Here is a 23475-nt window from a genome sequence, read left to right as displayed (position 1 = left end):
AAAAGAATCCGCCGCTCAATTGCGCTGACGTCATACTTCGAGATTGCTGGCAGCTTCGGCAACAAGCGAGCGCGCACGACCGGCGTCGGCGATCTCATGCGCCAGCAGCAAGGCGAGCTTGGCGAGGTAAAGCTCCCGTTGAGCGGATCCGATGGCATCGAGCTGTTCGGCCAAGGCTTCGTAAACGGTTTCCAGATCGGCGGGCGTCATGCTTTTCCTCCAGCTACTGCAAGCTCGAGAGCTTGGCGGATTGCCTCTGGTGAAGCGGTTTGCCAGCGCGCTGCAATGTGCATGTCGGGCCGGACAAGATAGGCACTGCCGGCGGAAGCCGCGAGCACTTCAGCTGCTTCCGAGCCCGGCTGCAGCACGACCCGGGTAAAATCCAGGTCGGCAAGAAGATCCGCCACCTCTTTACTGAACGCGATCAGCGAGAACCCGCCACCGAGCAAGTCGGACAGGAACCCGTCACCAACTCGCGCGTTCGCCAAGACAGCGCCGGGTCTTGGTCCACCTTCGAAGTTTTCGTCGTCCGGGGTAACTACCGGACTGTCGGCATAAGTGTAGGGTGTCATCTGGCGCGGGTTGGCGAGCTCTCCCGCAAAGGAGTGGCTGAGCGAAAGATTGAGAGCTGCGTCGCGCATCAATTGCCAGCCTGCCGTCGGAGGTGTCATGAAACGGGCAGACTTGGAGGCGTTCCGAAACACATCCAGCGTCGCCCCACGCCGCTCGGGAGTGTAGCTGTCGAGGAGATCCGGACCGGCCTTGCCGTTCAGTACCCAGGCGAGTTTCCAGGCAATGTTATGGGCGTCGGCGAGACCGTTGTTGAGGCCACGTACTCCAAAGATCGGCACGATGTGCGCGCTGTCGCCGATGAAAAACACCCGGCCGTCGCGGTAGTCATCCAGCGCCAGGGTGTTGGCCGAATAGATGCTCCACCATTCCAGGTCCCAGTCTCCGTCATAACCGATTTCCGTCAGAACCGCGGCCACTGAGGCACGCACAGTGTCCTCGCGGATTGCCTCGGCTTCGTCCTCGCCATCGCGAAGCTGATAGTCGATGCGCCAGATGTTGTCGGGCTGCTTGTGAACAAGGATCGTTCCGCCCCGGCGACAATCCGGATCGAACAGGGCGCGTCGGATCGTCGGGTAATCATGCTCCATCTGGACGTCGGCAATCACGTAGCGGCCTTCAAAATTCTCGCCCTTGAGCCGCAGACCGCGCAAGCTCCGGACGGTGCTGCGAGCACCATCCGCCGCCAGCAACCAGTCACAGGTCATCTGGTAGGTGCCAAGCGGATCCTCGATTGTCAGTCGCACACCCTGCTCAAGATCTTCCAGACCGCAGACCCGGCTTTGCCATCTTGTTTCGATCAGCGGCTCCCGCTGGATCGCATCCCACAGGTACTGCTCGATATATTGCTGTTCGAGGTTGTACATTGGCCGGTATTTCTCGCGCGGACTGTCCGGCATTTCAAATTCGAGGATCTGCCTGCCGCGATAGAAGCTGCGCCCTGTGGTCCAGCCGAGTGATTTGTCCAGGAAGGGCTCCACTGCGCCAAGCCGGTCGAGAATGTGGTAGCTCTGCCGGGCGATACAGATCGCGCGGCTGCCGTCGTTGAAGGTGGACTTCGCATCCAACAGAACGCAAGCAATTCCTTCGCGGGCAAGTGCCAGCGCGGCAGTCATGCCGACCGGCCCCGCTCCGGCAATGGCAACACGTGCAGGCCGGGTCAGATGCGCACGGTCCGTCGGCGCTTCGAAATGCGGATAGGTGAAATAGAGCGAGTCCGTTTCGGCACGTCCGGCTGGCCTCATTTGAGGATCCTCCCTGATTGTTGGCAGAAGATTAGGAGCCTTGCCGTCTCGCGTCTGTCCCCTTTCGGGGAGGACATGCTATCAGCATTTAATGAGCACTCCGGACGGACACACCACAGCCTGTCACATCGAAGCCTGCCTTGCGGATCTGGGCACGGATCGGTTTGCCCAGACCTTTGTCTCGTTTGTCGAAACGTTCGGTGTCGACCAGATCATGGTTTTTGCAATCGAGCACACGCAGGCTCGCTGTCTGCTGTCGTGGCACTTCAGCCGCTCCGTCATGGCCGGAAAACTTGCCGAGACCTATCTCGACGGCTGGTTTCTCAAGGATCCACTGTTGCCCGACCTGGTGGCGTCACCGCCTCAGTCCGTGACCTTGAGCCGGCTGGACGAGATCGAGGGCCGGATGAGCTCAGACTACCGGAAGCTCTTTTTCGAAAATCCCGGCATGCTGGCAAAGACGACATTGCTTGCGGTCGGAGAAAAACTGCGCCTTTTCGTCAGCCTCTATCAAAGCGATCCTGCCGCTCCCCTGTGTGATCCGGATCTTGCACGTCTTGCAGGCCGTCTGGCTCTGCTCCATTTCGAAAAGGCATCGGACACGGATCTGCCACCGCCTTTGGCGGCGCTCAGCGAGCGGGAGCGTTCGGTGTGTCTGGGCATCCTGTCCGGACGCAAGGCGGAGGCGATCGCGGCGGATCTCGACGTTGCTCCTTCGACAGTCATCACATACCGCAAACGCGCCTACGCAAAGCTTGGCATTACCTCCAGAGCCGGCCTCTTCGCAATTTGCGGGAAGTAGCTGCTTCTCGCCAGGGCGAACCGCGCCAGAAACCTGCAACTCGTTGACAGGTACCAGGGGCGCTCCTAATGATGCTCTCATGTGCGAAGAAGATACTCATATCGTGTCCCGGCTCGCTTGCATCCCAATAGGCGGGATGCAGGCTGATTGTGTACGCTGAGTTTCAAGCGTTTCGCGCACCTGCACCCCCGCCGGATCGGGCGGGGCTTTGCCTGTTGCGGTGCGCGCCGTCCATCGGCACTCTGATGGAGAAATAAATGGCACAAAACATCTATGACGAACCGGCCTTTTTTGAAGGCTACAGCCAGCTGCCCAGGTCGCAGTTCGGCCTTAACGGGGCTCCCGAATGGCCTGCTATCCGGGCACTGTTGCCGGAAGCAAATGGGCTGCACGTTGCAGATCTCGGCTGCGGGTTCGGCTGGTTTGCCCGCTGGGTCCGGAGCGCTGGTGCTGCGCATGTACTTGGTTTCGACCTGTCTGAAAACATGCTTGCCCGTGCGCGGGACGAAACCGAAGACGATGCGATCGTTTACCGGACTGCTGACCTGGAAACCCTGAAGCTGCCTCAGGCTGCCTTCGACCTGGTCTACAGTTCGCTCGCCTTTCACTATATCGAGGACTTCAACCGGCTGGCTGGAGAGATCTTCAGATCACTCAAGGCAGGAGGCAGTTTCGTCTTCAGCATCGAACACCCGATCTTCATGGCACCAGCAGAACCTGGATGGATCGAGCTGAACGGCCGGAAGTCTTGGCCGGTCAACCAGTATCTTCGCGAAGGAGCACGGGAAACCAGTTGGCTGGCCGATGGCGTCGTCAAATACCACCGTACCATCGGCTCCACGCTCAACACGCTGATCGCGGCAGGTTTCACGGTCGATCATGTACTGGAATGGTTCCCCGGTGAAGAGCAGATCGAAGCCATGCCATCGTTGGCGGAAGAGATGGAGCGCCCGATGATCCTGATCGTCAAGGCACACGTTTGAGTCCGGAGCGCGGGCGGTTCAAGAACGGCCGCCTGCGCTTCCTGCGCTCAAGGCACTCATCTGCCTTGCCGTTTCCTCGTCTGCGGGAAAGAAGGCCTCGATGGCGATTTCGGACAAGGTGACATCCACGGCCGTGCCGAACACCGTCGTGGTGCTCAGGAAGCTCAATGTTCCGTTGGGGCCTTGCAGATAAAGCGGAACGGCGATGCGTCCCTTCTGTGACGGTGCCTCGTTCCGTGATTTGGGCGACCGGTCCGAAGCCATCTCGGCGAGTTCGTCCCTGAGCGCGGCAAGCTTCGGGTCGGCGGACTGATCTACCTCATGTGCGAGGCGTGCAAGAATATGGGCGTGCCATTCACCGAGATTGAGGATGCGTGGGGCGAGACCATCAGGGTGCAGGCTGAGACGAAGCACATTTACCGGTGCTTCCAGCAGGTGCGGCGCGACGCCGTCCAGCAGGGCAAAGATCGCCTGATTGGCGGCTTGCAGCTCCCAATACCGGTTCACGGCAAGGGCAGGGTGGGGCAGATGTCCGTCGAGGATCTGTCGGACAACAGCGCTTGCCGCGGCAAGTTCAGGCTCATCCAGCCCGTGCTGCGGATATTGCGGGGCATGGCCTGCCGCAACGAGAATGGCATTGCGTTCACGCAAGGGGACATCCAGCTGTTCGGCAAGATGCATCACCATGTCCCGGCTCGGACGAGACCGTCCTGATTCCAGAAAACTCAGGTGGCGCTGAGAGATATCCGCTTCACTGGCCAGTGCAAGCTGGCTCATTCGCCGGTGTTGTCGCCACTGGCGCAGCAAGTCACCCGCCGTTTCCGCTGTTCGTTTCATGAGCACTACCCTGCCGGTGCAGTTTCGAAGATTCAATTACCTGCGAAGTAATCGACTTCAGAACTTCGATTGGCAATCCTCTTGTCATCGCACTTGCAGTGTGCGGGTGGATTTCATGAGTGGAGACAGATGATGACCAAATCGAATTCAGGTGTTCCGTTACAGGTGGTTCTAAGGTTTGACGCGCTCACCTGTGCGGTGATGGGTGTCCTGCTGGTCGGCGCATCCGGATGGATTGCCGGGCTAACGGCACTTCCAGGCGAGCTCCTGTTCTGGGCAGGTCTGGCCCTGTTTCCGGTAGCGGTTTTCATGGGAGTGTTTGCGTTTGCCGGTCAGGTGCCTGTCTGGGCGTCAAGCCTGGTCGTTGCCGGCAATCTTCTTTGGGTGCTGGCCAGTTTGCTGCTGCCGTTGGCGGGCCTGATTGCGCCCAATGTGCTGGGCTGGGCGTTCCTGTTGGCGCAGGCTGTCGTCGTGCTCTGCTTCACCTGGCTGGAGTGGAAAGCCGCGAGGCTTCAGCCCGTCATTGCGCAACCGCTTGCTTGAAGAGGCCGGACCATGACCTGTTACGCTATCGGCCATCTGCGCGAAATCGAAATGGGGCCCGACATCGTGGCCTATCTGGAAGGGATCGACGCAACGCTGGCACCTTTTGACGGCCGCTTCATCATCCATGGAGGCGAGAAATTTCAGCTGGAAGGCGCGTTCCAGGGGGACCTCATCGTGATTGCGTTTCCTGACCGGGTACGGGCCGAGGCCTGGTATGCATCGCCGGCTTACCGGACGATCCTGCCGTTACGCCTGAACAAGGCGGTGGGCGAGGTGTTCCTGATCGAAGGCGTCGACGCGGATCACAAGGCAACGGACGTGCTTTCGTGATCTTCCGACGAAGTCGTAGCACGAAATGGAAAGGCCGGTCCCGATGAGGAACCGGCCTTTTGACTTGTTGTCCCTGCCTGCGTCCTAGAAGCTGATGGCAATTCCCATCAATGGGCCGTGTGTGACCGTGTCATAGCTGAAGGCTGATTGGCCGGACTTGCCGTTGTCGTAATCGACGCCGGTTGCCTTGTATTGCAAATGCAGCGCGACACGATCATTGAAGTGATAGCCGACACCGCCTTGCAGACCCCAGGTGAAGTCCGACACCAGGCCAAAACCACCGACGTTACCGCTGCCGAACAGCGACCATTTGGGTGCCACGAAAACCTGCCCGCGAACGCCGATCACCGGATCGATCCATTGTTCTGTGATTGTTCGGGTAAAGGTGTTGGCCGGCGTGTTGGCACTGACCTTCAGCTGGTTGTACCACCAGCGGCCCCCGGCATAGGCTTCGGCCCAGTTCCGGTCCTGATGCCAGAAGCGGTAGCCGAAGAAGGCTTCGGTCACCAATTGCTTGACGCCAGCATCGATACTGCCGCCAACACGCGGAAAACTGCGGCCCTTGCCAAGGTCCATGTAGGCCACGTCCAGCGTCGCGCCGAAACGATTGTCGTAAAGCGCCTCGAAATGACCCATCGCCCCGAATTGAAGGTTCTCGAAAATGGTTCCGGGGGAAACGTCGAGCGACGTATTGGGCAGTCGGCCGATACGGCTGTTTCCTTGAATTGTCGGGGCAAGCAGGTAAGGCGCGACGACGAATTTCCACGTTCGGTCGACACGCACATCCGGTGTTTCAACCGGAGCAGGCGCCTGGGCCAGATCGGCAGCCTGTGCGCCCCCGGTCAGCAGGCTGGCCAAAATCAGAAGAAAAGCACTTCTTTTCATATCACCCCACCCCTGTTGGCTCCCTATTTCGGGAAGAGAAAGGTTACTGCTGCCCGTGCGCCGAAGCCCTCCGGGCCGTTGTCGGAACTTGCCGCATAATACCGAACACCTGCCTGAAAGCTGATGGGTTGCTTGTCGATGGTCACAAGTTTGGCAACCATGGCGTTGATCGGCACGGACCATTCGTCCGACGTCCAGTCATAGGTACTTTCCGAGTTCAGCGTGAAGGTCCAGGCGTCGTCGGTTGTGTAGGACAGGAACGGCTGCAGGAAGGTCGAATTGACGTCGTTGCGGTTGTCATCGCCTGCATAGGACCAGACGTGATTGACGAGCCCGCCATAGGTCCACGGGCCGGACTGGCGTAGCACGACGCCCGTCGGACCGGCGCCCCATTTGCGGGTGCTCAACAGGTCGTCGGTTCCTGTCGGAAGCAGCAACACCGGGCCAAGGCCCCAGATGATCCCGTCGGACGTTGGCTCCTTTGGCGAAAAGAAGAAGCTCTGCGTCGTGTCACTGAGACCGAACTGCGTGCCTGAATTTCCGGCAATGTCATCCTGCCAGACCACAGGCAGGATCGTTCGAGAGATCAGGTTCCAGTCCTCGTTGAGCGAGAACGGCACCACGGGCTGTATGTTGAGCGTGACCTTGTTGCCGTCGGCAGGACCAAATCCGTGATCGTAGTTCCATTGAAACGGGACGCTGATGAGCGACGCCACGGGGTTGGAGAGCTTCTTTGCGAGATCGGAATCCTGAGCGCCTGCGGGTGTCATCTGGAAGAAAAGCGCCAGAGCGCACAAGGGAACCAGCTGTTTCATGGTCTCATGCCTTCCATGCTCAAGAGGACTGCCCTTGCAGGGACCTAATCATCCATGAAACCCAGACGCACCTTCTGGGCTTTTTGGGATGTATTTCAGGAAATGGCAATCAGGAGTATAGCATGCCTTTTCGTCTTATTGCTGTGAAAGCTGTTGCCTGTAGGATTGCAATGTCGGGTCAGAAGGATTGGCAACCAGGGCCTTTTGCAGACTGAGCTGCGCTCCCGCCATGTCACCGACCGCCAACTTGATGCGCACCTGCATCACCCAGGCATTGATCATTTGCGGATCCAGCAGGGTGACTTCCTCAAAGGCCGCTATGGCTGCAGGGATATTGCGAAGAACGAGCGCGGTTCCCCCAAGAACGAGCTGGGTCTCCGGAAAATCCGCCTTGTTCGCGAGCGATTGCTGCCATTCGGTTGTGGCTCTGGAGGCAGCCTCGGCCATTTGGTCCGGCATATGGGCAATGGGCGCGCCGATCATGAGACGGGCCGCGGCAATCCGGACGGCTTTGACCGGATCACTCAAGGCAGGAATGATCCGTGGAAGCCGCTGGGTTGGCGGAACCGGCTGCTGTAACGCCAGCGCTCCGGCGCGGACAATTGGCTCCGGATCTGCCAAAAGGTCGGTGACGGCCTCGGCGATCTCCGGTGTCGCAACAGGCAGCAGCAGGTCCAGCGCGCTCGCCCGCACGATCCCGGGGTAGCTCGCCTGATGGGCGACTGCCAGAAGGTCCGCGGCATTCACGCCCGGGTCTTGCCGTGCCGCCGAAAAGATCTCCGCAAAATGCGGCCCACGGTGACGACTGTCCGGAAGCCGCTTTTCAAGTTCTCCGGCCGCCCAGGCGGCGGACTTGTCGGTGTGGCAGTCGTTGCAGGCATTCGGCGTGCCGAGTTTTTCCGAAAGATCCGGCCGTGGAACGCGGAAGGAATGATCTCTTCGCCCGTCGATGCCCATATAGACGCGCTCGATCATGTGGCAGGATTTGCATTCGGCGCCCGGCGTCTCCGGCTGATGGAAATGATGGGAAGGGTCGTCATAGAGCTTGCCCGTCAGCGACGGGAACGCCTCGTTGCCTGCGGGACTGTGGCATTGTGTGCAGACGGCGTTACCTTCCGCGCGCAATTCTCCGCTGTGCGGCTCGTGGCAATTGCTGCAGCTCACACCCTTGGCATACATCTTTGACTGCAGGAACGAACCGTAGACATAGACCTCGTCAAGGATCTGCCCATCGGCGTGATAAAGGCCTTCGCGAAGCGGCGACAGGCGGTATGCATCATGGAACGGTGTACCCGGTACCGGATTGCCGTCCTCAAAGGCTTCGCGGCGCGAATGACAACCTGCGCATTGCTGGATTTCCGCTTCCGGCTGGCCTTTCGCAAACACCGTCAGAAGACCGGTCGGCCCGGTTCCGGGGAAGGGGCTTTTGCCGTAGGTTTCCGGGTCTTTCGCCCAGGCAAGATGGGCCGCGCCCGGTCCGTGGCAGGCTTCGCATCCGACGGCGATTTCCGCCTGCCGGCTGGAATAGGTTCTGGTGCCGGGGTCGTAATTCTTTTCAAAGCCGGTGGCATGGCACTCGGCGCAGCGGGCATTCCAGTTCTTGTAAGGTCCGGTCCAGTGCAGCCCGTCCTCAGGCGGGGGAGCATCGTCTCCGTAAAGGTGATACCAGCGCTTGTTCTGCTGGTCCCAGACCACGTCGAAAGACTGAACCCGACCCGGTTCCGTTTCGACAAGATACTGTTGCAGCGGTGCAATTCCGTCGACGCCGATCACCTTGAATGTTTGCGTTTTACCCGGAACGTCGCTCGTCTCGATGAAATAGTCGCCGTCACGGGTAAAGAAGCGGCTGGTGCGTCCCTTGTGCGTGAACTGCGAATTGTCGAAGTCCGCATCGACCGTATCCGGTCCGGGCTCCATCCATGCCTTGGAATGGTGTGAAGCGCGCCAGGCGTCGGCTTCCACCTCGTGACAACCGGTACAGGTTGCTGTGCCGGCATAGTCCGGGACAGCGGCAGAAAGGTTTTCGGCTGCATAGGCGCTCTGGAACCAGAGCACGGCAAGGAGCGCGACGAGCAATCGGGTGAACAACATTCTGGACGCTCAAACCTCTCCGTCAAATCCGCTGGGTACAACGAGACGTCTGTTTCTGCCGGCACCGCCTGATGCTTGTGCAAGCTCCATGCGGAGGAGCTGCCGTGCTCCGGCTGCTTCTCCGCACGGCTTCGTCTCGCCGATGCCTAGTCGAGGTCTGAACAGGGAACGACGTGTTTCTGGCCGGCAGCATCCGTTACCTGGCAACCATTGTCACTGTTCGAGCTTGCGATTGCAGATCCGACCAGTGCACCGGTTGCTGCGCCAACGGCCGCTCCGGCCAGGTAGCCGCCAGTCGGGCCGTAATAGGGGCGGCCGTAGTAGCCATGGCTGCTGTTGTTTTCCACGACCACGTTGTGGCCACCATGATACCCGCCGTGATATCCTCCATGGTAGCCCCCGTGATAACCGCCATGGTACCCGCCGCGGACAACGTCATGGGACATTGCAATGCCACTGCTGCCGAGGAGCAGGGCAGCGCCAACACCAAGAAGTCTGATCGTGCGAAGCCTCATTCCTTTTCCTCCAGTTCCAGCGTTTCCTTGACGTCTTCCCAATAGGCGAGCCGCTCTTCACAATTGATGCTCTCAAGATCGCGAGCAGCGCCAAAACCGACAGAGGCTGCATAGTCGTAGGCAGCATCTTCACCGTGGTCGTAAAGGACGTGTACAAACAGGTGGCGGGCCTGGTCACGGAACGCCTTTTTCTGGTCGTCCGGAGTGCAGGCATAGGCATTGCCGACATCCAGCCCGAGTGTCCGCATGCGCTCTTCCATGCGTTTTTGAATCTTTTGGGGGTCGTGCGCCAGCGCCGGGCCGGCAAATGCCAATCCTGTCATGAGGGCGAGGCAAAAAATTCTTTTCATGATCTATCCTTGCAGCTTGCATCACCCCGGTCCGGCCATTCAGGCATTTGTCCCGAAAGCGGTGCAATCCAGTTGCTGTTCAATTCATGTGTCTTTTCCGGCAAATCTATTCCGGAAAGATCTGCTTCCAATCGTCTTTCATGCTGATGATATGCCAACCTTCCTTCGGGGCGTCGTCCAGCCCCTTGTTCAGTGACCCGAAATGGGTATCACGATCATAAGCATATTCTCTATCTGCATCATCATGATGGACAAACATGCCGAGGCGCTTGCCGGAGCCTGCGGTCGTGTACTGCAGCATCTGATAATCGCCGTCGGAGTTGCCGAAGGCTGCCAACGGACGCTTGCCGATGTGGGTGAGGATGCCGACAGGCTTGCCAGCCTTGTCGTCGACAAAGGCAATCTTGGGTGTCCGCATCAAGGTGGGAACGCCGTCGACGACCTTGTATTCAGTGACAATCGATGAGCCGACCACCTGTTCGGTTGGTATCCCGTAAACGCTCTCTGTCCATGGGCGCATGAATTCGATGCCGCCACCGGAGACGATGAAGGTCTTGAAGTCGTTTGCGCGCAGATAGGCGAGAAGTTCCAGCATCGGCTGATAGACAAGCTCGGTGTAGGGCTTGTCGAATTTCGGGTGCCTGGCAGTTGCGATCCAGTCGGTGACCGTCTTTTCGAACTCGGCAGTGCTCATGCTGGCATGAGTGACGGCGAGGATCTCCATCAATCCCTTTTCACCGGCCTTGCCGAGGGCTTCCATGTCGTTTTCCAGAACGGCCTGGAAAGGCTGGGTCGTCTTCCATTCCGGGTGGTCCGGCGCCAATGCCTTCACCCGGTCAAATGCGAAGGCAAGCTGGGTGTACATGGGATGCTCGACCCACAAGGTGCCATCATTGTCGAAGGTTGCGATCCGCTCTCCCGGTGCGACAAAATCCGCGCCACCTTCGCTCGTTACGGCTTCGACGAACTCAACGATCGCCTGCTTGTTTGCACCGTCGTTCCACGATGGCAGCGGGTCGGTTTGTGCAAGGGCACCCGATATCCAGACACTCGCTCCCAACAGGCCGGAGATCATTGCGCCGAAGAGGAATTTGACCTTCATAGCTGCACCCTTCCACTTATGTGTTGTTCAAAGCGATGTCCGCCCCGGACCAGGCCGGGGTGGACACTGTTCAGCTTCGAAAATCAGTTGCCGGTCGGCAGGCCGATCGAGAAGCCGTCCTTGGCAAGAGCCTCCTGGACATATTTGAACCGCTGATACTGGCTGAGCGTGATCGGACCGGTATAGGTTTCCGACTGCAGCTTGCGTGGCGGATATTTGACGTAGGACTTCATGAGCTCCGTCACCTCGTTGTTGATCACCGGCAAATACCAGGTGCGTTCGGTGAAGTTGTTCATGAACATGTCGTAGCGCTCCTGCGGATCGTCCAGCAGGTTGAACACCTGCGGAACAGTAGCAACATAGCTGTCGGGACCCTTCCAGCCAAGGTTGCTGTCGACTGCCAAGCCGCCGGTGGTTGCGCCATCGTCGCCGCGCAGGTTGAACACGGCCTTGTAGTTGCCGACGCGCGCTGCCCCAGGGGAAAGTTCGTTCTCGGTGAAATAGAACCAGGCTTTGCGGCCGGAGTCACCGGAACCTTCCCACACAGGTGTCATGTCATAGCTGTCGAAGATGATCGGCTGGCCTTCGCGGTCTTCGGTCGGCAGCGTAATGCCGGCGGCAGAAGCGAAAGTGGCCATCAAATCGAGACCGCCGACGACAGCGGCACTTTTCGTGTCCGGTTTGACGTGACCGGGCCAGCGGACGATTGCCGGAACGCGGTTGCCGCCTTCACGCACGGTGCCCTTGGTGCCGCGGAACGGGGTGTAACCGGCGTCCGGATAAACGTCCTGCCAGGCGCCATTGTCCGTGGTCCAGAAGACGATCGTATTGTCGGAGAGGCCGAGCTCATCGAGTTTGTTGACCAGATTGCCAATGCGGCTGTCCAGTTCGACGACGGAGTCCGCATATTTGGTCTTGGAGATCGATTTTCCTTCAAACTCCGGCGCCGGCATGTTCGGCTGGTGCACCTTCATGAAGTTGACGTTGATGAAGAACGGCGTGTCCGGCTTCTTGGCGGCTTCTTCCAGAAACTCGAGCCCCGCCTTTTCAACGTAGCCGTCGAAATAGGGGATACCGACCACGCCCTTGTCCGGCGTGTCGACGTATTGGCCGTTGATCTTGAAGTCTTCTGTCGGCTTTTCACCGGCCTTGCCGGACAGCGACCCCTTGGTGACCTTCGCGAACATCTCGCGCAGGTCCTTCGGCATGTCCGGGAACCAGGTCGGATCGGCATAGGTGTAGGCGTTGAGGTGATAGAGACCGACGTATTTCATCACGTCATAGCCCTGCGCATTTGGCAGCGCGTAGTCCGCTTCACCTAGGTGCCACTTGCCGGTGAAATAGGTGTCGTAGCCACCGGTTTTCAGAACCGACGCCAGCGTCCACTCGGCTGCGGGAAGGCCGCCACCCTGGCCCTGGAAGGCCACCGTTGTCATGCCGGACCGGTTGGGAATACGGCCTGTCTGCATGGCGGCGCGGCCCGGTGTACAGCTGGGCTGGGCGTAGAAATGCGTGAACATCATGCCGTCGTCGGCCAGTTTGTCGATGTTCGGCGTCGGCATGCCGCGGGCTTCACCTCCAAGATACGGGCCCGTGTCGCCGTAGCCGGTGTCGTCCGAAACAATGAAGAGGATGTTTGGCTTCTTCGCGTCTTGCGCGAAGGCCACGCCTGACAGCGCTGTGCAGGCCATGCCTGCGACCGCCAGTCCGGTTACTAGTTTGGTGAACATACCTAATGGCTCCCATTTGGACCATTTGTGGAGTAGGCCGGGGACGGCCCGTCGATAGGTGCACTTCCAGTCAGGAAGCTTGAAATTTCCCGTTCAAGTTCTTCAATCACGGAGCGATAGTCAGCAGCCTTGGCTTCATCGTTCTGCCAGCGTTCGAGGGCACAACATGCGGTTGCGTAGTCCTCGCACAGTGACAAGAAGGCAGGATGAGTGTTGCAGAGGCGGCGGACAGCGAGTTCGTCCACGTTGAAACGACGCATGATGAGAGCTGCTGTCGGCATGACGACAATGCCCCGTTGTCGATGGCTCCAGGAAAATTCCTCCAGGATTACCTACGGGATTCAAGCTGGTTACAAGGTATGAACAGGTACGAACAGGAGTCTGCTGCGATCTGATCGTCGTCTTTGCGGACTGGGGCGCTTGTTACGGATGGCAAAGGCCAAGGCATTGGACTATCGTTTGGCTGAAGTTATTTTCCGGCACTTTCAGGGGGAAAGATGCGGTCAGGCAGGCAACAATTGGTTGCAACGGGTGACGTGGAGGAGTTCGATTGTCCGGCCCGCGTTCGGGAAGAACTTTCCCGTGTCCTGCAAAGCGATCATTTTCACGCAACGCCCAAGCGCCGCGCCATGCTGACGTTCCTGATAGAGGAGGCGTTGGCCGGGCGCGCGGACACGCTGAAGGGCTATGCTATCGGGTTGGCCGTCTTCGGTCGTGACGAGAACTTTGACCCGCAATCAGACCCGATCGTTCGTCTGGAGGCCCGCCGCCTGCGGCATGATCTGGACAGTTACTACATTGCCGAAGGCGCGCGGAACCCGATCCGCATTTCCATTCCCAAAGGCCAGTATGCACCGAAGTTTCATGACAATCTGGCCAGTGTGACTGCACGGGACGGCTCGACTACCGGCAACGATGAGACGGCAGATTCTCATGTGCCGGAAGAGGTCAATGGGTCGCCAAGACCTGTGCGAACCTCCTCCAGGTTGCCCTGGTTGGTTGCCGGGGGAGCTGTCCTGTTCGCGCTTCTGGTGCTGGGGGCAGCAGTCGTGATGCTCTTTCAGCCGGCACAACAGGTGCGGCTCGAGGCCTCCCAACCTTCCGTGATGGTTCTTCCATTCAGCGTGACGTCGACGGATCCGGAACAACAGATCCTGGCGGCGGGTATTGCCGAGCAGATCATGACTGCATTGAGCCGGTTTCCGGACTTCCGGATCTTTTGGCCTCCATCCGGCAGAAAGGTTGGCGAAACCTTTGACCCGGTTGAAATCGGCCGGCAGGAAAATGTCGCCTTCCTGATCTCCGGGTCTGTCGCCTCGGAAGGCGAGATCGTCCGTGTCGGTGCGAAGCTGGTGCACAGCCCCAGCAAGCGGGTGCTCTGGTCTGGCAGCTACGATCGCAAGCGCAGCCGAACAACCTTGCTGGAAATCGAGAAAAGCATCGCTTCGGAAATTGCGACGGTCGCAGGTCAGCCCTACGGCGTCATCAAGTCGGAACTTGCGAGCAACCTGCCTGCCGGAAGTGAACCGAGCAACGACAGTTTCGAGTGCGTGCTGCGGGGCTACGTTTACCGGAGGAACTTTTCCAGGCAACTGCATGCAAAGGTTCAGGAGTGCCTGAACAGTGCGGTCAAGCGGGATCCGGGTTATGTAGAAGCCTGGGCGATGCTGGGCTGGCTCTATCTGGATTCTGGACGCTTCGGTCTGGCTGCAGAGGGAGACAAGGAACTTGCCTTCGACAGCGCCCTGAACGCCGCGTCACATGCCCTGAGCCTTGATGGTAACAACATCCTGGCACTCAAGGCGCTTTCGTCGATCAATCACTACATGGGAAACATCGAGGAAGGGGAAAGGCTCGCCAAGAAGGCGCTCGATCTCAATCCCAACGATCCGGACACCCTGGCTCAACTGGGTTGGCGACTGGCCGTGGTGGGCAAGTTCGAGGAAGGCATTCCCTATCTGGAAAAGGCGATCGAGCGCACGCGGAACGCGCCGGGCTGGTATTTCCATCTGATCGCCATCAATCATCTGCTGAATGGCCGCTACGCCGAGATGCTGACAGCCGCGAAAAAGGGCGTCCTGGATGGATCCGGGGTCAGCTGGTGTCTCGTCGCAATTGCCCAATCGAAGCTCGGCAACAAGGCAGCAGCTCGTGCTGCGCTGGAAAAGATGGCGGACGTTTCTCCCGGCCTGGGCCGTGACCCAGGTACCTTCCTGCGCTCCCACCAGGCGAGCGAGCGGATTGTCACTTCCCTGATGGCAGGACTGAAAGAAGCAGGCTGGACCACCCCTGCCGGACAGTGAGGTCCGGCGATTTTTTGAAATCAGTCAAGGTCGCCCACCGGCGAAGCAGCTCGGAAGCTTTCCTGAACGTTTGTGCTGTTTGCGGCAGGCGTTCCGGAAAGCGGGTTTTGATCAGGTTCCGGGCGCTTAGCAGCCCGGTGTCATCGAAGTGCCTTCGGACATTTCGCCTGCGCAAGCGTCCGGGTCACCATCCGGGCCCTGGTCCACTGAACTCAGGCCGCCGATCGGGGGCGCTGCGCTACCGTTCTCCAGACCATCGCCGGACTGGTTGCTGGATTGGCAGCCGCCCAGGGCCAGAAGCGAAAGCAGAAAGGCAGCGGAGAAAAATCTTACAATCATATTGGTCACTCGCATGCGCCGCAGATGGCGGGAGTTGGAAGGCGGGGCGCAAGTACGTGCTTTTCGGGTAATGAACTTCTTGCGCTCGTATTGATTGTCACGATTTTTTGTTTTGCTGCAATAGCCCCATCGGTACAGGCGCCCGATTTATCTGGCGGTTTGCGTTCTGCGGGGGGCTTTTGTCAGTCACCGGCCACGAAGTAATGAAGCGTGCCGTCAGGGCCGATGCCGACGCGATAAAACGTCCAGGCACCGAAATCCTGCATTTCAGCAAAGTCGCCTGCGGTAACGATCCGGAACAACTCCACTTTCTGATCGGGTGTCAGATCGTGCAGGGGGTAACGGGCAAAATACGGCCAGAGATACATTTCCTGAGGTGTGCCTGCATCCACGTGCAAAAACCCCGCATCCATGATGTCGGCGAGAATGGCCAGGATCTCGAAGCCTTCGCCGTCACCGGAGATCTCCTTCAGAAAATCTATCGGGTCGTCGATTTGCCCGAACGAGACCGTAGGCGGCAGTTCGTTGCTTTCGAACACCATGCGCAGCCGTTCCATGTCGCCCGAAAGCGCTGCTTCCTTCAGCTGGGCTTGCATGCGCTGCACAGGTTTCGGCAGATAGGACGTGCTGTAGAGCACCTGAGGCAACTCGGCGCTATCCGGCGCGGGTGCTTTGGAACCTTCTGCGGCTGCCGGCTCCCCGGCTTCGGGCGCGGCGAGGTCTTCCGCCGGAATTGAGGGGGCGCTTTCAGGCTCGGACGGCGCAACCGGAATTGTTTCCACCTGCACAGTCTTGGCGAAACCGGGGGCTGCAATAGCTGTGCCCGCCAGAAGACCGGCGGCAAGAACCGCAGCCTGATAAATCCGACTCATGAAAGTTCCTCGTTTATCCGCGCCTGCCAGGCCCCGTCGTATCACACCGGCACAAGCAGGCATCGCCCCGCGCCTTTCCTTAAACAATTCATGCGAGACTGAAAACATCGGGACTGGAATTTCCTCTTGTCTTGTCACGACGCCGCAGGGCCGCTATCGAGAGGTCCGTTCGCTTTAAAAGTAATATCAAGGGTCTAGAAAAGGACCGGCCGTGTCGTTTTTCGAATATGCGCTGATCGGGTTTTTTGTTGGCATTATCACAACAGCCCCGGTTGGTCCTGTAAACATCATGGCCATTCAACACGCCGTGCATGGCGGGTTTCGACAGGGTGTCTTCGTGGGGCTGGGTGCTGTCGTTGCCGACACCATCTTTGCTGCGGCTGCGATATTCGGCATCTCCGCTGTCACCAATTTCATTGAAGGCCAGTTCGACCTCATCGAGATCGTCGGCGGGGCGCTGTTGATCATATTCGGCATCAAGATCTGGAACACCCATCCGCATCTGACCAGGAACGGCAATCCGAGAGAACATGGATTTTGGGCCGATGCCACCGCAGCCTTTTTCATGGCGATCACCAATCCGGGTGCGGTGCTTGCCTTCGTGGCAATATTTGGTGGTCTGGGAGATTATCGCCCCCAGACGGGGGATCATTTCGGCGCACTGGTGATGGTTGCCGGTGTCACGGCGGGGGCGACCACATGGTGGGTGCTGGTCTCGGCGTCCGTTTCACACTTCAAGTCACGTATCGACGATCTCTGGCTGGATCGTGCCAACCATATCGCCGGATTTCTGCTGGTGGTGTTTGGTGCGCTGATCTATCTCAAGCTGGCGCTCGAAGCGGCCGGCGTTGATCTGATCGCGTAGCGCTAGCCGGAAACGATACGCTCAGCTCCTGAAACGCCGGAATCAAAAAGGCCGGGCGACCGGCCTCTTCAGAATGCGTGTCGTGAGCGTGCGTTTTACTGAAGTACTCGGTTCACGGTGTAATCGCCCTGCAGGATGCGGTCCGGCAGGCCTTCAGCCAATTTAGCCACGGCATCTTCACCATAGGCAGCAACCAGATCCGCAAGTGCAGTGAACATCGCCGCGTGAGCGACGGCATCCGCATCTACACCATTGGCGATGGCTTCGGCCCAGGCGTCGGAAATGAAGCCGAGTGCAGCACGTCTGATGTCTTCGTCTTCAGCAAATTCGGCTTCCATTGCCGCGTCGGCGTAATCGTCGTTTATCATTCGCTTCCTTACCGGTCCTTCCCGAACGCAAGAGGGACAACCCCCGCGTGTTCCTGCCCCGAATCTTGAGTAATGATCCTAGCACGGCGAACCGCGCTGATAAGTAACCGTGAACGCAAACTTAACGGCCACCCACAAATTTGATTCAAAAGGTTAACCAACTCGTAACGATTTGAAGATTTCTGCGAAAATTACCGACCATAGCGACTGGTGACGTCGCTGATGATGACCTCGCCTTCGCTCAAGTACTGTCCCATTGCGAGACGGGCAGCCTCTGTGCACTCTCGGTAAGCGACTGAGAAACCACGATAACCTTGGTTAAATCGCTCAATGAACCTTCGGCGGCGATTCTCGTCCAGCGTTTCAGCGTCCAGAAAATCTTCCATGCGGTCACGCCAGCTCGGGTTATCGCTTTCCTTGCACAGCGGTCGCAGGAAATGCAGCGCTCCGAAAATCTCCGACAGACGCATGAGCTGCTGTTCATAAGGGGGCGCGTCGACCGCGGTTTCCTGCGCCGATACAACCTGCACCGGATACATAGCCCCAAGGGCCAGAACAACAGCGGTCCGGGACAGGAAAACTTGCATGCGGCGTTTGATCATGGTCGGATCATGCTGAACCCGGCGCCGCACCGCAAGCACTATGGCAAGTTGATCCAAAGATTAGAGGTCTGGTTGCTTGGCTGAAGAGATTGCCAGGTGCCGCCGAATGCGGTCCGGCGTACCGGGTGTGGTCAGCAGCCCGTCGAGATCTTCCAGGCGGACCCAGTCGAGCGCCGCGGCATCATCGGCGGCAACTGCGGTTCCCGATACATACGGCCCACAAAAGACGGTCAGGATGAAGTGAGTGACGACACGGCCGTCATCATCTCTCTGGATGGAATCGAAGGTCTCGACAGGCTCGCCGATTGCCGCAATGACACCGGTTTCCTCCAGCAGTTCACGAGCGGCCGCTTCCTGAAGGGTCTCCCCAAGCTCGATCACTCCACCAGGCAAACTCCAGTGATCCTTGAAAGGAGGCCTGCCGCGCTTCACCAGCAGGGCACGGCCATCACGATGGCACAGGACACTGACACTGGCGCGTGGCGCTTCCGGATAAAACCTGGACATGGAACCTCGGCGGGCGGAAAGACGGCTGATTCTGTCCGGGCACAATAAGCCGCAAGGCGCTATGCGAACAGGGCGTCGATTTCCGCCTGTGCGCCTTCGCCTTCGTGCTGCGTCGCTTCGGGTTCCACATGGCCGTGGATGACGGCGCCGGCAACGGCTATCAGCGGCTTGATTTCGTTCGTGGCCCGGTCGGCAATCTCAGTCGCGATCATTGCGGGATCCGGCGTATCGCGCAGCTGGTCCTGTATCTTGCCCACGAGCTTGTTTATACCCGCGACCTGTTTTTCCAGGTGTTCGCGCAAGTAGTTCGGAGCGGCATGATAGGCCAGGATGGCCAGGTTCTTGTCCTTGAAACTCGAGTTCTCGAAATGGCCCTCATAGTCGAGCGGCTCCCATTCCAGAACATCTTCGGCGCAGTCCGGCATATCCGGCAGCATTTCCAGAAGCATCATGACTTCATTGAAATGATTGAGATAATCGGTCGCCAAACCGGTTTGGGGATTAATGTTTGCCTGTTCCAGCCTCTCGGCTGCCAGCTCCCCGGCGCCCAAAACTGGATGCAAACATTCCATACCGGCCCCCTGTTATTGACTTGGGGTCTACGGTACTTCTTTTTTATTTCCAATTGCCTAACTTGGCGGAACCCTGTTTGCCCCGCTTCAGGGCCCCCAACGGGAGAAGAACGATGTGCGGCCGCCTGGCTCTGACGACACCACCGGATGCTGTGCGCAGCTTCTTCGACTACGTCGATCAGCCCAATTTTCCGCCGCGATACAACATTGCGCCAACTCAGCCGCTGGCCATCGTGCGGCAGACGCTCGACGGCACACGCCGCTTTCATCTTGTGCGCTGGGGCTTGATGCCGCCCTGGGTCAAGGACCCGGCAAGCTTTACGCTGCTGATCAACGCCCGGGCGGAAACAGCATCGCAAAAGCCGTCGTTCCGCAATGCCATGCGTCATCACAGGTGCCTCGTGCCGGCGTCCGGCTTTTACGAGTGGCGTCGCACGCCGGAAGGCAAGCAACCTTTCTGGATCCGTCCGGCAGAGGGCGACGTCATGGGCTTTGCCGGCTTTTGGGAAACCTGGTCGGATCCCGATGGCGGTGACATCGACACGGGTGCAATCCTGACGATCCAGTCCAACCGGATGATGTCTGCGATCCATCACCGGATGCCGGTGATCCTGAAACGGGAAGATTTCGGAACGTGGCTGGATGTTGCCAACGTAGACAGGCGTGAAGCCGAAAAGCTGCTGCAGCCGGTAGAAGACGATTTTCTGGTCGCGACGCCGGTTTCCAACCGGGTGAACAAGGTCGTCAATGACGATGCTGATGTGCAGTGCGAGATTTCGCCGGAAGAAATGTCGGTACCCTTGAAAAAACTTGCCAAGCCGTCAGCCGTGGAGAAATCGCAGGAGGACAAGAACCAGCTTGATCTGTTTTGAACCGTCGCAGGCGTCAGAATTGCCGTGCAAAAGTCTGCTCATGGCTGTAGGGCAGGGGCTCAGCCGCAAGGATGGATCATGAGCAACGACGACAAGCCAGAATTTGAGCTAGACGAGGCCTTGGAAGACGACGCTTCGGAGAACGAAGCGTTGGCCGAAGCCTATAATCGAGGTCTCGCCCTGCAGAAATCGGGCGATCTGGCAGGTGCCGCGCAAGCCTATCGCGAAGCCCTTGCACTGGACCCGGACGACCCGGGCGGCGTCAGCATTCGTCTGGCGGCAATCGGCGCGGAAGCCACCCCTCAGAAAATGCCGGATGCCTATGTCGCGACCCTTTTCGATCAGCACGCAGATGTGTTCGACGACATTCTGGTCGATGAGCTTGGTTACTGCGTGCCCCTGCTGGTTCGCGATCTCGTCCAGAAGCTCGAGATTGCCCCATTCGATCGATTGCTCGACCTCGGCTGCGGCACGGGTCTTACAGGTATGGCACTTGCCGATTGCTCGGGTCACCGGACCGGCGTCGATCTCTCCGAGCGGATCGTTGAACTTGCCTATGACCGGGAAGTCTATGACGACCTTTATGTGGGCGAGGCCGTTGCGTTCCTTGAAGAGTTCGAGGAAGACGATGGCTCTCGCCCCAGCTGGGACATGATCGCGGCAACCGACGTGTTTCCCTATCTGGGGGCGGTTGAACCATTTCTTGCCGGTGCAGTTGACCGTCTGAAACCGCGCGGTTACCTGGCTTTCTCTACCGAAACCCTGTCCGAAGAAGCACTTGAAGGGCGACCCTACATGGTCGGGCCGAAAAGCCGGTTTGCGCAGGGGGAAGGCTATATTCGCTCATCTCTGGATGCGGCTGGCTTCGACATTCTCGCGATGGACCCCATCACTGTTCGTCTCGAGGACGGAGACCCTGTCCCCGGGCACCTTGTGATTGCACGGCTGCGCTAGAGCCCATGCGCTGAAGAGCATCCCTTCGGTTCGAGTTTCAACGGGACGGCCAGGGATCATCTGCCGTTCCATCGTGGCCGATGGCACGGCAGACAATCGCCTTTCCGTCAGTCTGCCCTTTGCATGCGCAGATAGGGTTCACCGTCGGAGGTTCGCTTGACGGCGACACCGTCACCGTTGATCAGAACGACGACCCGGCTGCGAAAAGCAGAAAAACTGTCGAAGGTGACCACATCCACCGGCGTGTCGAACTTGATGGTCACCCGGTATTGGCCTGCCGGCCCCACCCGTGTCAGCGAAAGCACCTCTCCTTCGAAAGGCTGCTTCATGTAGGTGCCCGAGACACGGTTGCCGACGGCAAACTGCATCTGGTTTGGTCTGGCGGCTGTCGCGGACACGGTGTTCCAGTCCTTGAAGCCGTATTGGGCGGACAGGAGTTCGAGCGCCTGGCTGTGGGAGATATCCTGTCCCTTGGCAGCTAGCGCGGCGCGCAGGCGCTTGGCCTGTGCTTTGAGATTGGCAACGCTGGGCAGCGTCATGCGATTACCTTTCCAAGAAAGGCAGGCGGTAAGGTGTTCGCCAATTGGCGGCGACCCGTCATGGGGCCCGCGTTGCCATCAGCCTGCACTGTCTCGTGAAGGTCGATCAAAGCTGCAAGATGACTTGCGCAAGGGAATTCACCATGGCCGAAGCCTGCGGGCGGCCGGATCCCTCAAACCGGCGCAAGGCATACGCCCCGGTTCGAAGTCTGTCAACGCGGCAAAAAGAAAGCCGCTGGCGCGGCTTCAAGGAGAGGGAGGTTAAGATGAAACACCCGGCGGTTCTTACCGCCTGAGTTCGACCGCGCCCCGTCGGACGCAGAAGGGTGATTGCCCTGAATTGGGGGCAGGGCAATCGCGGAGACGGGCAAGCCCGCCGCCGCAGGTTTTCCGAGGGAGGGGTGTCCCCGGAAACAGATCAGGCGTGGACCAGCCGCTTCAGGAGCTCGACTTCCTGTGCAAGGGCCTTGTCCTTGGACACCATGTCCTCGATCTTGCGGACCGCATGCAGCACGGTGGTGTGATCGCGGTTACCGAACCGCCGGCCGATTTCCGGCAGCGAGCGTCCGGTCATCACCTTGGCGATATACATCGCGATCTGGCGCGGTCGAACCAGCGTGCGAGCCCGGCAGGACGACAGGAGGTCCGCCTTGGTAACGCTGAAATGCTTGCACACCACCTGCTGGATCTCTTCCACCTTGATGGAGCGCGGCTCGCCGATCCGCACCAGGTCGTGCAGGGTCTTTTCCGCCAGGTCCATCGTTACCGGCTGTTTCGTCAGCTGGTTGTGGGCGAACAGGCGATTGAGAGCGCCTTCCAGGTCACGGGCCGAAGCGATCACGTAGCGCGCAATGTAGTCGGCTACATCTTCGGGAACGGAGAAGCCCGGATGTGTGCGACGCGCTGCGGTGATCCGCTTCTTCAGGATATCGTGGCGCAGCGCATAATCGGTTGACTGGATGCCGACGACTTCACCTTTCTGGATCCGGTAGCGCAGCGCATCGCCAAGCGTATCGAGGTCTTCAGGCGAGCGGTCGGCTGCCATGATGATCTGGGTCGGCGACTCCATGAGTAGTTCCAGCGTCTTGCTGAACTCGTCCGCAGCCTGCTTGCCATGCAGGAACTGGAGATCGTCAACCAGGAGCAGGTCGATGGAGCGCATTGCCTGCCGCAGCACCGGGAAGGCCGGCGTTCTGAGAGCAGGCACCAGGTGGTACATGAAGAATTCAGCCGACAGATAGGCAACCTGCCGTCCCGTCTTGCGAGCTTCGGCCGCCGCTGCCTGCAGCAGGTGGGTCTTGCCGATGCCGGTGGACGAATGGATATAGAGCAGGTCCAGTGTGCCCTGGTGGCCGGCAGCCATCTGGCGCACGGCGGCACAGGCAAGGCTGTTCGAGGCGCCTTCGGCAAAGGTGTCGAAGGTCAGCTTCGGATTGAGAGACGCACCATTCAGGAAATCCGCCGCCGCATCCTCGTTGCTGTCCGCAAGGCACGGAATAACCGACATGCCATGGGACGCGCCGAATTGAGGCGTGCTGCTAAAGGGGCCGGGACGGCCGCTGATCCGCCGGGCGGAGATCGCCTTGGGGGCAAGGCCGACATTGAGTTGACGAGGACGCAGAGCACCGCGAACGGTCAGCTCGATACGGTTGATATCGTCCTGCTCACGTTTCCAGAGGCCGACGAGCTGCTTCTCGTAGTTGTTCTGGATCCAGTTTTTCAGGAAGCGGGTGGGCACCGACAGGCGTACCGCATCGCCCGTGGTTTCTTCGTGGTTTACTCTGCCGAACCAGTTGGAAAATACATCGTCACCGAGCTCGTTTCTCAGTTCCTTTTTCACACGATCCCATTGATCCGAACCAGCTAAGTTCTGAACCTGCAT

The 23475-nt window shown here is 59.0% G+C and carries 27 protein-coding genes; 8 read left to right on the top strand and 19 right to left on the bottom strand.

Annotated elements, in window-relative coordinates; genetic code table 11:
• Positions 1 to 30: 30 nt before the first annotated feature.
• Positions 31 to 210, bottom strand: coding sequence for a DUF2783 domain-containing protein (locus FIV05_RS00135; protein WP_152508265.1), 180 nt, complete (start codon positions 208 to 210; stop codon positions 31 to 33).
• Positions 207 to 1814 carry an FAD-dependent monooxygenase gene (locus FIV05_RS00130; RefSeq protein ID WP_152508264.1) on the bottom strand — a complete coding sequence of 536 codons (1608 nt, stop codon included), beginning with the start codon at positions 1812 to 1814 and terminating at the stop codon, positions 207 to 209. Before FIV05_RS00130 ends, FIV05_RS00135 begins: the two co-directional genes overlap by 4 nt.
• Positions 1815 to 1905: 91 nt before the next feature.
• Between FIV05_RS00130 and FIV05_RS00125 the strand changes: the two genes are divergently transcribed.
• Both FIV05_RS00125 and FIV05_RS00120 read left to right on the top strand, forming a co-directional pair.
• Positions 1906 to 2616, top strand: a complete 711-nt coding sequence (locus tag FIV05_RS00125; protein ID WP_152508263.1) for a LuxR family transcriptional regulator — start codon at positions 1906 to 1908, stop codon at positions 2614 to 2616.
• Positions 2617 to 2873: 257 nt separating this feature from the next.
• Entirely contained in the window at positions 2874 to 3599 is a 726-nt protein-coding gene (locus FIV05_RS00120) for a class I SAM-dependent methyltransferase (RefSeq protein WP_152508262.1), read from the top strand.
• A gap of 18 nt (positions 3600 to 3617) precedes the next feature.
• Here the strand turns inward: FIV05_RS00120 and FIV05_RS00115 are convergent, their stop codons facing one another.
• Entirely contained in the window at positions 3618 to 4436 is an 819-nt protein-coding gene (locus FIV05_RS00115) for a helix-turn-helix transcriptional regulator (RefSeq protein ID WP_152508261.1), read from the bottom strand.
• Positions 4437 to 4568: 132 nt separating this feature from the next.
• Here FIV05_RS00115 and FIV05_RS00110 point away from each other — a divergent pair, with 132 nt between their 5' ends.
• Together FIV05_RS00110 and FIV05_RS00105 are read left to right on the top strand one after the other, a co-directional pair.
• Positions 4569 to 4979, top strand: coding sequence for a hypothetical protein (locus FIV05_RS00110; RefSeq protein WP_209009812.1), 411 nt, complete (start codon positions 4569 to 4571; stop codon positions 4977 to 4979).
• Between the two features lie 12 nt (positions 4980 to 4991).
• The gene (locus FIV05_RS00105; RefSeq protein WP_152508259.1) at positions 4992 to 5312 is read left to right on the top strand and encodes a DUF1330 domain-containing protein; all 321 of its coding nucleotides are present in this window, start codon (positions 4992 to 4994) and stop codon (positions 5310 to 5312) included.
• An 84-nt stretch (positions 5313 to 5396) separates the two neighbouring features.
• On the opposite strand, the gene FIV05_RS00100 is transcribed toward FIV05_RS00105, so the two are convergent.
• From FIV05_RS00100 to FIV05_RS00065, 8 genes are all read right to left on the bottom strand, one after another.
• Positions 5397 to 6197, bottom strand: coding sequence for a hypothetical protein (locus FIV05_RS00100; RefSeq protein ID WP_152508258.1), 801 nt, complete (start codon positions 6195 to 6197; stop codon positions 5397 to 5399).
• 23 nt (positions 6198 to 6220) lie between these two features.
• A complete protein-coding gene (locus tag FIV05_RS00095; RefSeq protein WP_286202318.1) occupies positions 6221 to 6967 on the bottom strand; it encodes a transporter in 747 nt (248 codons plus the stop codon).
• A 180-nt stretch (positions 6968 to 7147) separates the two neighbouring features.
• Positions 7148 to 9103, bottom strand: coding sequence for a multiheme c-type cytochrome (locus tag FIV05_RS00090; protein ID WP_152508256.1), 1956 nt, complete (start codon positions 9101 to 9103; stop codon positions 7148 to 7150).
• A gap of 146 nt (positions 9104 to 9249) precedes the next feature.
• Complete coding sequence (locus tag FIV05_RS00085) at positions 9250 to 9618, bottom strand: hypothetical protein (protein WP_023001895.1); 369 nt, start codon at positions 9616 to 9618, stop codon at positions 9250 to 9252.
• Complete coding sequence (locus FIV05_RS00080) at positions 9615 to 9968, bottom strand: hypothetical protein (protein WP_145903679.1); 354 nt, start codon at positions 9966 to 9968, stop codon at positions 9615 to 9617. The genes FIV05_RS00085 and FIV05_RS00080 overlap by 4 nt, the downstream gene beginning before the upstream one ends.
• 106 nt (positions 9969 to 10074) lie before the next feature.
• Complete coding sequence (locus FIV05_RS00075) at positions 10075 to 11043, bottom strand: HAD family hydrolase (protein WP_152511757.1); 969 nt, start codon at positions 11041 to 11043, stop codon at positions 10075 to 10077.
• 110 nt (positions 11044 to 11153) lie between these two features.
• On the bottom strand, positions 11154 to 12761 hold the full coding sequence (locus FIV05_RS00070) for an arylsulfatase (RefSeq protein ID WP_286202317.1): 1608 nt from the start codon (positions 12759 to 12761) through the stop codon (positions 11154 to 11156).
• Between the two features lie 41 nt (positions 12762 to 12802).
• A complete protein-coding gene (locus tag FIV05_RS00065; protein WP_152508254.1) occupies positions 12803 to 13081 on the bottom strand; it encodes a hypothetical protein in 279 nt (92 codons plus the stop codon).
• A gap of 237 nt (positions 13082 to 13318) precedes the next feature.
• On the opposite strand from FIV05_RS00065, the gene FIV05_RS00060 reads away from it, so the two are divergent.
• A complete protein-coding gene (locus tag FIV05_RS00060) occupies positions 13319 to 15103 on the top strand; it encodes a tetratricopeptide repeat protein (RefSeq protein ID WP_152508253.1) in 1785 nt (594 codons plus the stop codon).
• A gap of 126 nt (positions 15104 to 15229) precedes the next feature.
• Here the strand turns inward: FIV05_RS00060 and FIV05_RS00055 are convergent, their stop codons facing one another.
• Together FIV05_RS00055 and FIV05_RS00050 are read right to left on the bottom strand one after the other, a co-directional pair.
• A complete protein-coding gene (locus tag FIV05_RS00055) occupies positions 15230 to 15442 on the bottom strand; it encodes a hypothetical protein (RefSeq protein WP_152508252.1) in 213 nt (70 codons plus the stop codon).
• Between the two features lie 182 nt (positions 15443 to 15624).
• A complete protein-coding gene (locus FIV05_RS00050) occupies positions 15625 to 16314 on the bottom strand; it encodes a hypothetical protein (RefSeq protein WP_152508251.1) in 690 nt (229 codons plus the stop codon).
• A 211-nt stretch (positions 16315 to 16525) separates the two neighbouring features.
• On the opposite strand from FIV05_RS00050, the gene FIV05_RS00045 reads away from it, so the two are divergent.
• Positions 16526 to 17179 carry a LysE family transporter gene (locus FIV05_RS00045; RefSeq protein WP_152508250.1) on the top strand — a complete coding sequence of 218 codons (654 nt, stop codon included), beginning with the start codon at positions 16526 to 16528 and terminating at the stop codon, positions 17177 to 17179.
• Positions 17180 to 17274: 95 nt separating this feature from the next.
• On the opposite strand, the gene FIV05_RS00040 is transcribed toward FIV05_RS00045, so the two are convergent.
• From FIV05_RS00040 to FIV05_RS00025, 4 genes are all read right to left on the bottom strand, one after another.
• A complete protein-coding gene (locus tag FIV05_RS00040; protein WP_006933467.1) occupies positions 17275 to 17547 on the bottom strand; it encodes a hypothetical protein in 273 nt (90 codons plus the stop codon).
• A gap of 191 nt (positions 17548 to 17738) precedes the next feature.
• A complete protein-coding gene (locus FIV05_RS00035; RefSeq protein WP_152508249.1) occupies positions 17739 to 18149 on the bottom strand; it encodes a TIGR02301 family protein in 411 nt (136 codons plus the stop codon).
• Between the two features lie 60 nt (positions 18150 to 18209).
• On the bottom strand, positions 18210 to 18656 hold the full coding sequence (locus FIV05_RS00030; protein WP_152508248.1) for an NUDIX hydrolase: 447 nt from the start codon (positions 18654 to 18656) through the stop codon (positions 18210 to 18212).
• A gap of 59 nt (positions 18657 to 18715) precedes the next feature.
• On the bottom strand, positions 18716 to 19228 hold the full coding sequence (locus tag FIV05_RS00025; RefSeq protein ID WP_286202241.1) for a hypothetical protein: 513 nt from the start codon (positions 19226 to 19228) through the stop codon (positions 18716 to 18718).
• A gap of 113 nt (positions 19229 to 19341) precedes the next feature.
• Between FIV05_RS00025 and FIV05_RS00020 the strand changes: the two genes are divergently transcribed.
• Both FIV05_RS00020 and FIV05_RS00015 read left to right on the top strand, forming a co-directional pair.
• A complete protein-coding gene (locus tag FIV05_RS00020; RefSeq protein ID WP_152508247.1) occupies positions 19342 to 20100 on the top strand; it encodes an SOS response-associated peptidase in 759 nt (252 codons plus the stop codon).
• Between the two features lie 78 nt (positions 20101 to 20178).
• Positions 20179 to 21054, top strand: a complete 876-nt coding sequence (locus FIV05_RS00015) for a methyltransferase (RefSeq protein WP_152508246.1) — start codon at positions 20179 to 20181, stop codon at positions 21052 to 21054.
• Positions 21055 to 21161: 107 nt separating this feature from the next.
• Here FIV05_RS00015 and FIV05_RS00010 read toward each other — a convergent pair whose 3' ends face one another.
• Both FIV05_RS00010 and dnaA read right to left on the bottom strand, forming a co-directional pair.
• Positions 21162 to 21593 carry a glyoxalase superfamily protein gene (locus FIV05_RS00010; protein WP_023001881.1) on the bottom strand — a complete coding sequence of 144 codons (432 nt, stop codon included), beginning with the start codon at positions 21591 to 21593 and terminating at the stop codon, positions 21162 to 21164.
• 418 nt (positions 21594 to 22011) lie between these two features.
• Complete coding sequence (gene dnaA / locus FIV05_RS00005; protein WP_062491873.1) at positions 22012 to 23475, bottom strand: chromosomal replication initiator protein DnaA; 1464 nt, start codon at positions 23473 to 23475, stop codon at positions 22012 to 22014.

Source organism: Labrenzia sp. THAF191a (genome assembly GCF_009363335.1).
Lineage (GTDB): Bacteria > Pseudomonadota > Alphaproteobacteria > Rhizobiales > Stappiaceae > Roseibium > Roseibium algicola.
The sequence above is the reverse complement of the archived record's forward strand: the minus strand, read 5'-3'. Positions and strand labels throughout refer to the sequence as shown.

Excerpts from the sequence above, each read along its gene's own strand:
- FIV05_RS00090 (WP_152508256.1), bottom strand. The coding sequence starts at position 9,103 with ATGTTGTTCACCCGATTGCTCGTCGCGCTCCTTGCCGTGCTCTGGTTC.
- FIV05_RS00080 (WP_145903679.1), bottom strand. The coding sequence starts at position 9,968 with ATGAAAAGAATTTTTTGCCTCGCCCTCATGACAGGATTGGCATTTGCC.
- FIV05_RS00100 (WP_152508258.1), bottom strand. The coding sequence starts at position 6,197 with ATGAAAAGAAGTGCTTTTCTTCTGATTTTGGCCAGCCTGCTGACCGGG.
- FIV05_RS00105 (WP_152508259.1), top strand. The coding sequence starts at position 4,992 with ATGACCTGTTACGCTATCGGCCATCTGCGCGAAATCGAAATGGGGCCC.
- FIV05_RS00025 (WP_286202241.1), bottom strand. The coding sequence starts at position 19,228 with ATGGAATGTTTGCATCCAGTTTTGGGCGCCGGGGAGCTGGCAGCCGAG.
- FIV05_RS00040 (WP_006933467.1), bottom strand. The coding sequence starts at position 17,547 with ATGATAAACGACGATTACGCCGACGCGGCAATGGAAGCCGAATTTGCT.
- dnaA (WP_062491873.1), bottom strand. The coding sequence starts at position 23,475 with ATGCAGGTTCAGAACTTAGCTGGTTCGGATCAATGGGATCGTGTGAAA.
- FIV05_RS00085 (WP_023001895.1), bottom strand. The coding sequence starts at position 9,618 with ATGAGGCTTCGCACGATCAGACTTCTTGGTGTTGGCGCTGCCCTGCTC.
- FIV05_RS00070 (WP_286202317.1), bottom strand. The coding sequence starts at position 12,761 with ATGGCCTGCACAGCGCTGTCAGGCGTGGCCTTCGCGCAAGACGCGAAG.
- FIV05_RS00050 (WP_152508251.1), bottom strand. The coding sequence starts at position 16,314 with ATGAGTCGGATTTATCAGGCTGCGGTTCTTGCCGCCGGTCTTCTGGCG.
- FIV05_RS00130 (WP_152508264.1), bottom strand. The coding sequence starts at position 1,814 with ATGAGGCCAGCCGGACGTGCCGAAACGGACTCGCTCTATTTCACCTAT.
- FIV05_RS00015 (WP_152508246.1), top strand. The coding sequence starts at position 20,179 with ATGAGCAACGACGACAAGCCAGAATTTGAGCTAGACGAGGCCTTGGAA.
- FIV05_RS00010 (WP_023001881.1), bottom strand. The coding sequence starts at position 21,593 with ATGACGCTGCCCAGCGTTGCCAATCTCAAAGCACAGGCCAAGCGCCTG.
- FIV05_RS00055 (WP_152508252.1), bottom strand. The coding sequence starts at position 15,442 with ATGATTGTAAGATTTTTCTCCGCTGCCTTTCTGCTTTCGCTTCTGGCC.
- FIV05_RS00115 (WP_152508261.1), bottom strand. The coding sequence starts at position 4,436 with ATGAAACGAACAGCGGAAACGGCGGGTGACTTGCTGCGCCAGTGGCGA.
- FIV05_RS00020 (WP_152508247.1), top strand. The coding sequence starts at position 19,342 with ATGTGCGGCCGCCTGGCTCTGACGACACCACCGGATGCTGTGCGCAGC.
- FIV05_RS00125 (WP_152508263.1), top strand. The coding sequence starts at position 1,906 with ATGAGCACTCCGGACGGACACACCACAGCCTGTCACATCGAAGCCTGC.
- FIV05_RS00075 (WP_152511757.1), bottom strand. The coding sequence starts at position 11,043 with ATGATCTCCGGCCTGTTGGGAGCGAGTGTCTGGATATCGGGTGCCCTT.
- FIV05_RS00110 (WP_209009812.1), top strand. The coding sequence starts at position 4,569 with ATGACCAAATCGAATTCAGGTGTTCCGTTACAGGTGGTTCTAAGGTTT.
- FIV05_RS00135 (WP_152508265.1), bottom strand. The coding sequence starts at position 210 with ATGACGCCCGCCGATCTGGAAACCGTTTACGAAGCCTTGGCCGAACAG.
- FIV05_RS00065 (WP_152508254.1), bottom strand. The coding sequence starts at position 13,081 with ATGCCGACAGCAGCTCTCATCATGCGTCGTTTCAACGTGGACGAACTC.
- FIV05_RS00035 (WP_152508249.1), bottom strand. The coding sequence starts at position 18,149 with ATGATCAAACGCCGCATGCAAGTTTTCCTGTCCCGGACCGCTGTTGTT.
- FIV05_RS00095 (WP_286202318.1), bottom strand. The coding sequence starts at position 6,967 with ATGACACCCGCAGGCGCTCAGGATTCCGATCTCGCAAAGAAGCTCTCC.
- FIV05_RS00030 (WP_152508248.1), bottom strand. The coding sequence starts at position 18,656 with ATGTCCAGGTTTTATCCGGAAGCGCCACGCGCCAGTGTCAGTGTCCTG.
- FIV05_RS00120 (WP_152508262.1), top strand. The coding sequence starts at position 2,874 with ATGGCACAAAACATCTATGACGAACCGGCCTTTTTTGAAGGCTACAGC.